Raw genomic sequence first — 8,109 nt, forward strand, 5'->3', positions numbered from 1 at the left:
ATTTACAATATATTTTTTTCTTTTATAAATTTTTTATTTTCATTTTATTTCGTTTATTTGAATTAATAAAATTATTTAATTGTTCATTATACTTGAAACATAAAAGAGACAGATGGTAAATAATCACGTTAAATCATATACCAAAGAAGAAATTCTTGGCCAGCCGACCTTATGGATTTCAGTTTATCAATTAATACTAAATAACAGGAACAAAATAAGTGGCTTTCTTGAACCGCTGTTTCAGCTCAAAGATCTACAGATAGTACTAACTGGTGCAGGCTCTTCAGCCTTTATAGGAGAAGCTGCTCAAGGTTTGGTTCAAAAAAATACAGGATTTAACACTAAAGCAATAGCTACCACCGATATTGTTACGCATCCAGAATTATTTTTTCAAGCCGAAATACCTACATTACTTATTTCATTTGCACGCTCAGGAAACAGTCCGGAAAGTTTAGAAACAGTAGGATTAGCCGATAAATTTTGTAAAAACATCCATCATCTTATTATATCTTGTAATAAAGATGGTAAACTCGCCCATTATGCCTATGGCAATCAAGAGCGCTCTTACCTTGTCCTGCTCCCAGAGGCAGCCAATGATAAAAGCCTGGCGATGACTGGAAGCTTTACCTCTATGTTACTAAGCGTGCTTTTGATAAGTGATATTTATAACATAGCTAAAAGAGAAGCTGAAATCTCCCAAATCAGCAAGCAGGCCAAGATTCTTTTAGATCAATCGGATGTTATTAAAAAGATAGCTAAAAGCAATTTCGACCGTGTAGTCTTTCTGGGTTCAGGCCCTATGCTTGGTATAGCTAGAGAATGCCATCTAAAATTACAAGAATTAACAGATGGACAAATAATTTGTAAGCACGACTCCTTTCTTGGATTTCGACATGGCCCCCGTGCAGTTACCAATGAAAATACACTTTTAGTTTATCTCTTTTCTGCAAGTGATTTCGTCCACAGGTATGAAGTAGATCTGGCCATGTCCATTGCTGAGGATATTAGAAATATTAAATGTCTAAGTATTGGCAGGCCGGAAAACAAAAAATTAAACTCTTGCCTGAATATAGATTTACATTTAGAGGAAAATCAGAAACTTAATATTATTCCCACTACACTTATAGGACAATTATTAGGTTACTATAAATCCCTGCAAAAAGGACTTAATCCCGACAATCCTTCAATTTCTGGTGCCATAAATAGAGTGGTACAGGGAGTAACCATCTATAACAAGCAAAATATAAATTAAATGATATTGAGCGTCTGCCCCAATCCATCAATTGATTGTTATGCTTGGTTAGAGAAAATCAGACCTGGGGAAGTCAACAGGTTTGAAAGATTACAAGAGTTTCCCGGCGGAAAAGGGGTGCATATAGCCATGGCAATAGCAGAATTAGGCGGGGAGAGTTGTCTCTTTGGCAATTGGGCAGGAAATTCTGGAGATTGGATAAAAAAACAATGTTCGGAAAGGAACATAAAAATCTCAGGTATTGAGCTGGATGGAAATAACCGTAAATGTTATACACTTCGATCATTGGTTTCCAAATTTAATAATACTGAATTCCTTGAACCGGGTCCAGAAATGAATAATAGCAACTGGAAGACCTTCAAAAAAAAATTTGAAATCAATGCGGAAAAGGCTGACGTAATCTGCCTGTCAGGCTCTTGGCCATCAAGAGCACCCAAGGATGCGTATTTTCAGTTTATAGAAATTGCAAAAAAACAACGAAAAAGAAGCATTTTAGACTGTACTGGAAACCAATTATTAGAGGCTTTAAAAACTCCATTTTTTGGTCTTCACCTTAATGAAGAAGAAGCCTTCAATTTATGTGGCAGCAATGAAATCCGTGACCTGTTAAAAGTTTTAAAAGGACAGGTAGAACTGATAGCCTTAACAAAGGGCAAGGAAGGTTTATGGATGGCTTATAAGGGTAAAATTATAAAGGCAAATATTAAGATCGAAAAAATAATCAGTACTGTAGGCAGTGGAGACTGCCTGACTGCCGGCATCGCCCGGGCAGTAGAACAAGGTTTGAACCCTTTAGCAATAGCATCTTATGGGGTGGCCTGCGGTGCAGCAAACTGCTTAAACGAAGATTTAGGAATTTTACAGAAGCAGGATGTAGAAAAGTTATTGCCTAAAGTGGAATACAAAATTGAAGAATATGAATACTAAAAGATTACTTGTTGTAGGAGAATTAAATATTGACCTGATCTTAAACGATATTCAAGGATTTCCAAAAATAGGAACTGAAATTGTTGCAGATTTAATGGAATTCACCCTGGGCAGTTCATCCGCCATCATGGCCTCTAATATTTCATCCCTAGGAATAGAAACTTCTTTTTGTGGTATGATTGGAGAGGATCAGTTTGGTGAATATGTTCTGGATGAACTTTCAAAGAAAAAAGTGGACACAAAGTTCATCAAGAAATGTATTGACTACAAGACAGGGGTAACTGTAGTGATAAACTATGACCAAGATAGGGCTAATGTCACCTATTGCGGTGCGATGAACGCTTTAAAAATTAGCGACATACCCTGGAATGAAATAAAAAACTTTCATCATTTGCACCTTTCAAGCTATTTCCTGCAGAAAGGTATAAAAAACGATATTATTAAAATTTTTCAAAAGGCGAAAGAGGCTGGACTAAGCACTTCTTTAGATTTACAGTATGACCCTGAAGAATCATGGGATTTTGATTATAAAAGTTGTCTACCCTTTGTAGATGTTTTTTTACCCAACGAAGCAGAAATATATGCTCTTACCGGAAAATTAAATATTGAGGATGCCCTTAATGAAATAATCCCTTGCGCCAACATTATAGCACTAAAATTAGGGAAAGACGGTAGTCGATTAGTTTCTGGGAATATCAATATCAAGGAGCCTCCATTTCTTAATAAGAACTATAAAGATGCTATAGGAGCAGGAGATTCCTTTAACGCCGGTTTTATTCAAAAATACCTTGAAGGGGCAGATCTAGAAACTTGTCTTAGAAATGGTAATCTTATGGGATCCCTGAGCACCACTTGTGCCGGTGGTACCACTGCTTTTACTTCCAAAAAAGAAATTCTAAATAAAATCAAGGATATCGAAAAAATTAAATAAGCAATGAAAATCAAGGATAAATTACAGGAATTCACCCGTCAAAAAAGAGGTCTTTTAGCAACTAATTTTTACAATCTCGAAACCTTACAAGGGGTTCTTAGGGCAGCAGCTGATATGAACGAACCCTTAATATTACAACTAACCCAAAGTTCCATAGATTATATGGGGTTAAATACCGCAGTAGGCATGGGGCGCACCGGTCTTAAAGATTTTGGGGTTGAAGGTTGGATCCACCTTGATCACGGAGGATCGGTCGAACTTGTTCAACGATGCCTTGATGCAGGATTTGATTCAGTAATGATTGATGGAAGTGAACTTCCATTTGAAGAAAATATTAAAATAACCCAAGAGGTGGTTAAAAGAGCAAAATCCTATGACGCACATGTGGAAGCTGAATTAGGATATGTAGCCAAACTGGGCCAATCTCATCAGGAGCAAGGTTTCACCCAACCCAAGGAAGCTTATCAGTTCGTCCAGGAAACCGGTATTGATGCCCTTGCCGTGGCTGTGGGAACGGCTCATGGATTTTACAAAGATGAACCTAAATTACAACTTGACCTACTATCAGAGATAGCTGAAATTACTTCTGCTAGTTTGGTACTTCACGGCGGTTCTGGAGTCCCGGAAGCGCAGATTAAAGCGGCGGTCTCCAGGGGAATCTGCAAGGTGAATCTGGCCACAGAAATCAAGAATATATTTATGAAGACCCTACAAGAGCAACTCAAAGAAAATGAAGAAATTGATTTAAGAAAAGTTTTTCCAAAAGCCACCTCAAAAATCACGGATCTGGTAAAGGGAAAACTGGAAATCGTAAAAAACATTAAATGATGATCTCAAAATTTATAGACGCTCACGTACATTTGAACACCACCTCTATTGAAAAAATGGAATTAGCACTAAAATATAATGCTTCCTTTTTGTCTATTAATACCAATATTCCTTTTTTTGAATCGATAACAAACCAAAAGAATATAATTCAGGATCTTCAAAGCAAATATCCCGGAAGGATACAGTTTATAACCAGCTTTGATTTTCGTAACTGGGGTAAGGAAAATTTTGCCTCTGAGGCTATACAGCAAATTGAAGCAGGTTTAAACAATGGCGCTGTAGGAGTTAAAATATGGAAGGACGTCGGATTTGAACTTCACGATAAAGAGGGGAATTTTGTGATGATTGATGATCCTGTTTTCGATCCGATCTTTGAATACCTGATAGAAAACGATATACTTCTAATAGGTCACCAGGGAGAACCAAGGAATTGCTGGCTACCCCTGGAGGAAATGACAGTAGATTCAGACCGAAATTATTTCAGGGAACACCCTGAATACCATATGTACCTTCAAAAAGAATATCCCTCTTATGAGCAGCAAATGAAAGCCAGAGACAATATGCTGAAGAAATTTCCACAATTACGATATGTAGGCCTTCATTTATTCAGCATGGAATATAATATAAATGAAGTTGCAAAGCGGCTTGAAATTTACCCAAATACAAAAACCGATGTAGCGGAAAGGGTTGTTCATCTTCAACTTCAGGCAATAGGCAACTGGGAGGGCGTTCGCGATTTTTGTATTAAATATCAAGATAAAATTATGTATGGTACAGATGTTATTGATGATGGAACCATAGCTTCTAAGGAAATTTCAGAACGTTTTGAACATCTCTGGAATTTCCATTACGACTTTTTTGCTACAAACAAAACTATGGAAGCTCCTGAATTTAAAGGCAAGTTTAAAGGCCTACAGTTACCAAAAGAGGTAGTAAAAAAGATCTTTTATTCAAATGCAAAAAAAACATACCAGTTTGACTAAACTCAATCTTAATTAAATTTCAGAAAGATGAAAAATAACAGAAGAGATTTTTTACGTATCACTGGTCTTAGCGGAATTGGACTTGTTACTGGTACTCTATGGGGCTGCAAGGGTTCAATTAATGCTTCCGCTTCCACTATCGCTGATCAAAGAAATCAACGGTTCAATATGTCTGGCTATGCTGCTCCGAAACTTGAAAAAGTGAGAATCGGGTTCATAGGTTTAGGAATGAGAGGTCCTGGTGGTGTGGAGGCTATGAGTATAATTGAAGGTGTTGAAATCAAAGCACTCTGTGATCTACGAACCAAAGAGGTAGAAAAGGTTCAAAAAATGCTTCTAAATACTCCTCACGAGCCAGATTCCTACTCGGGAAGTGATAACGCGTGGAAAGAAATGGTAGACCGGGAGGATATTGATCTGGTTTATATTGCAACGCCCTGGGACTGGCATGTTCCCATGGCCGTTTACGCTATGGAATCAGGCAAGCATGTAGCCGTAGAGGTTCCTGCCGCTAAAACTATTGATGAGTGCTGGGAACTGGTTGAAACTTCTGAAAGAACAAAAAAACATTGTATGATGCTTGAAAATTGCTGCTATGACTTTTTCGAGCTACTGACATTAAATATGGCAAGGCAGGGATTCTTCGGAGAAATCATACATGGTGAGGGAGCCTATCTCCACAATTTGATTGATCTTAATTTTAGCAAAGATGCTTATGAAGATATGTGGCGTCTAAGAGAAAATTATGAGCGCAACGGAAACCTTTATCCCACACACGGACTCGGGCCCATATGCCAGATCATGAACATCAACAGAGGAGATCAACTGGATTATCTTACCTCTTTATCAAGTAATGATTACACCATGGAAAAGAAGGCCGAAGAGCTTGCTTCTAAAGATAATTTTTATAGTTCTTTTGCTGGTAAAAATTACCGGGGTAATATGAACACAACGAACATTAAGACTAAAAATGGAAAAAGTATAATGATTCAACACGATGTTTCGTCCCCAAGACCTTATTCAAGAATTCATCTTGTAAGTGGAACAAAAGCGATAGCTAGAAAATGGCCTTCCCCGAATATCGCTAATGGTCATCAGTGGATTAATGAAAATCAAATGAAAGTAATAGAAGAAAATTATACCCCTGAAATAGTCGATAAAGTAGGTGCTATGGCTAAAAAAATAGGTGGCCATGGCGGTATGGATTTCATTATGCGATGGAGACTAATAGATTGTTTGCGAAATGGTCTTCCATTGGATCAGGATGTTTATGATGCTGCTCTTTGGAGTGCTATTGCTCCTTTATCTGAGAAGTCGGTAAAAAACCGGGCGCAATCAGTTGATATTCCCGATTTTACTAATGGTGCCTGGAAAAATAACACTCCTGTAAATCTGAGCTTAGCAGGAGGTGGGAATACAAATGTACTTTTAAATAATTAATTATATATCTGCAGGTATTTTAATACTTTTACAAAAATATCTGAGTTAAAATGAAAAAAGCCGCGGAACGAAGATCCAAAATACTCCAAATATTGGATGATATTGGACAAGTAAATGTAAATACTCTTAGTAGCGAAATGAATGTGAGTGAAGTCACGATTCGCAATGATCTTGACAAATTAGAGAAGAGTAAGTTACTTATAAGAGCCCACGGTGGAGCATTTAAAACGAATAACATTCCTCTTACTTTCAATGAGAAGAAAAGCATAAATATAGAGGCGAAACGCCTTATTAGTAAAAAAGCGCTGAGTTTAATCGAAGAGGACGATTCAATTATATTAGATTCTGGAACTACGACCTTTGAGATAGCTAATAGACTGGGAGGTTTTGAAAAATTAACTGTTATAAGCAACGCATTAGATATTATCAGTAATCTTGCCCAACACGAAAAAGTTCAGGTTCTGGTTCCGGGAGGATTTTTAAAGGAGTTTTCCATGTCCATGGTAGGTCCAATGGCGGAGAGAAATTTTAAACAACTATACTGTAGAAAAGTATTTTTGGGAATAGATGGAGTAAAACCAAATATTGGTGTCTTCACCCACCATATAGAAGAAGCCTATCTCAATCAAATAATGATAAACATTGCCGAAGAAGTCATTGTAGTGGCGGACTCTACCAAATTCTTAAAGAGTGGATTAGCCTTTATTGAAGGCTTCCATAAAATTGATAAATTTATTACTGATTCCAATATTTCGAAGGAAAGTATGCTTATGCTTGAAAAAAATAATGTAGAAGTAATAATTGCTAATTAAAACTTTCAAATGCTTAGGGCATATTTTTCTAAATATCTTGCTTTTACTGATTTTATACTTCAACCTCCTTTTTTTTGTTAATCAACATCAAAAATAAAAATCTTTTTTTACCACGGGGGCCTGAGATAAGGCTATGGAAATTAGAAGAAGTTCAGAGCAATTAAACATTATGAAAACCCAGAAACAGAAACAAGGTTTTCTTATTGTTCATATAATCTTCTGATAATCTTACAGAGTTGGTTTTATGCTAATTTTGACCTGTACATTAACAGCAAATAAAATTTACTTTTTGCATTTGTGAATTGTACTGAATTAGCCAAATTTAATAGCATTAAAAGAACCCGTTGAGTAGTTAGGTTCATACGGTGTGTTAGTTAGTAATGCCTGCCCACAATTTTTACGGGCAGGCTTTTATTTTACAACTTATAAGGATGAACATTCTAAAAAATATATTTCTTATGTTTTTAGTTGCTCTAGGCTGTAAAAATAATCATTATCGAAATCAAGAGACTCAGGAAATTAAATTAGCAATTGAAGGTGTTCAGGTAAAGGGACACCGTGGTGACCATGGAAATTTTCCAGAAAACAGTATTCCCGCTTTTATTAGCGCCGTAAAAAAAGGAGTAGATGTGCTTGAGCTGGATGTCGTAATTTCCAAAGATAAAAAGGTTGTTGTATCTCACGAACCTTTTATGTATTCATTGTATGATACCACTCCTACCGGAGGTTCCATACAAAAAGCCAATGAGCGTTCTTATAACATGTATCAAATGACCTATGACAGCATCAGGCAATATGATGCCGGTTCAAGAGGCAATCGTCTCTTTCCCGAGCAGGAAAAAATAAAAACTTTCAAACCTTTACTTTCTGAAGTTATAGATAGCGTCGAAAATTTTATTGCTGCTGAAGGCCTTCAGCCAGTAAAGTTTAATATTG

General features: G+C 36.7%; 8 protein-coding genes. All 8 read left to right on the forward strand.

Annotation, left to right across the window (positions count from 1 at the left end):
* Positions 1 to 112: 112 nt before the first annotated feature.
* Positions 113 to 1,252 carry an SIS domain-containing protein gene (locus RM539_RS18460; protein WP_311504902.1) on the forward strand — a complete coding sequence of 380 codons (1,140 nt, stop codon included), beginning with the start codon at positions 113 to 115 and terminating at the stop codon, positions 1,250 to 1,252.
* Positions 1,253 to 2,179, forward strand: a complete 927-nt coding sequence (locus RM539_RS18465) for a 1-phosphofructokinase family hexose kinase (protein ID WP_311504903.1) — start codon at positions 1,253 to 1,255, stop codon at positions 2,177 to 2,179.
* A complete protein-coding gene (locus RM539_RS18470; RefSeq protein WP_311504904.1) occupies positions 2,169 to 3,110 on the forward strand; it encodes a carbohydrate kinase family protein in 942 nt (313 codons plus the stop codon). Before RM539_RS18465 ends, RM539_RS18470 begins: the two co-directional genes overlap by 11 nt.
* A 3-nt stretch (positions 3,111 to 3,113) precedes the next feature.
* Complete coding sequence (locus RM539_RS18475) at positions 3,114 to 3,938, forward strand: class II fructose-bisphosphate aldolase (RefSeq protein WP_311504905.1); 825 nt, start codon at positions 3,114 to 3,116, stop codon at positions 3,936 to 3,938.
* Positions 3,935 to 4,921 carry an amidohydrolase family protein gene (locus RM539_RS18480; protein ID WP_311504906.1) on the forward strand — a complete coding sequence of 329 codons (987 nt, stop codon included), beginning with the start codon at positions 3,935 to 3,937 and terminating at the stop codon, positions 4,919 to 4,921. The genes RM539_RS18475 and RM539_RS18480 overlap by 4 nt, the downstream gene beginning before the upstream one ends.
* A gap of 27 nt (positions 4,922 to 4,948) precedes the next feature.
* Positions 4,949 to 6,361, forward strand: a complete 1,413-nt coding sequence (locus RM539_RS18485; RefSeq protein WP_311504907.1) for a Gfo/Idh/MocA family protein — start codon at positions 4,949 to 4,951, stop codon at positions 6,359 to 6,361.
* Positions 6,362 to 6,411: 50 nt separating this feature from the next.
* Entirely contained in the window at positions 6,412 to 7,173 is a 762-nt protein-coding gene (locus RM539_RS18490) for a DeoR/GlpR family DNA-binding transcription regulator (protein WP_311504908.1), read from the forward strand.
* 458 nt (positions 7,174 to 7,631) lie between these two features.
* Positions 7,632 to 8,109: glycerophosphodiester phosphodiesterase family protein (locus RM539_RS18495; protein ID WP_311504909.1), on the forward strand; the 478-nt coding region annotated here is incomplete at its 3' end.

The organism is Autumnicola musiva (assembly GCF_031846585.1).
In the GTDB taxonomy this organism is placed as follows: domain Bacteria; phylum Bacteroidota; class Bacteroidia; order Flavobacteriales; family Flavobacteriaceae; genus Autumnicola; species Autumnicola musiva.

Coding starts and splice junctions, on each gene's coding strand:
- RM539_RS18460 (WP_311504902.1), top strand. CDS start 113: ATGGTAAATAATCACGTTAAATCATATACCAAAGAAGAAATTCTTGGC.
- RM539_RS18465 (WP_311504903.1), top strand. CDS start 1,253: ATGATATTGAGCGTCTGCCCCAATCCATCAATTGATTGTTATGCTTGG.
- RM539_RS18470 (WP_311504904.1), top strand. CDS start 2,169: ATGAATACTAAAAGATTACTTGTTGTAGGAGAATTAAATATTGACCTG.
- RM539_RS18475 (WP_311504905.1), top strand. CDS start 3,114: ATGAAAATCAAGGATAAATTACAGGAATTCACCCGTCAAAAAAGAGGT.
- RM539_RS18480 (WP_311504906.1), top strand. CDS start 3,935: ATGATGATCTCAAAATTTATAGACGCTCACGTACATTTGAACACCACC.
- RM539_RS18485 (WP_311504907.1), top strand. CDS start 4,949: ATGAAAAATAACAGAAGAGATTTTTTACGTATCACTGGTCTTAGCGGA.
- RM539_RS18490 (WP_311504908.1), top strand. CDS start 6,412: ATGAAAAAAGCCGCGGAACGAAGATCCAAAATACTCCAAATATTGGAT.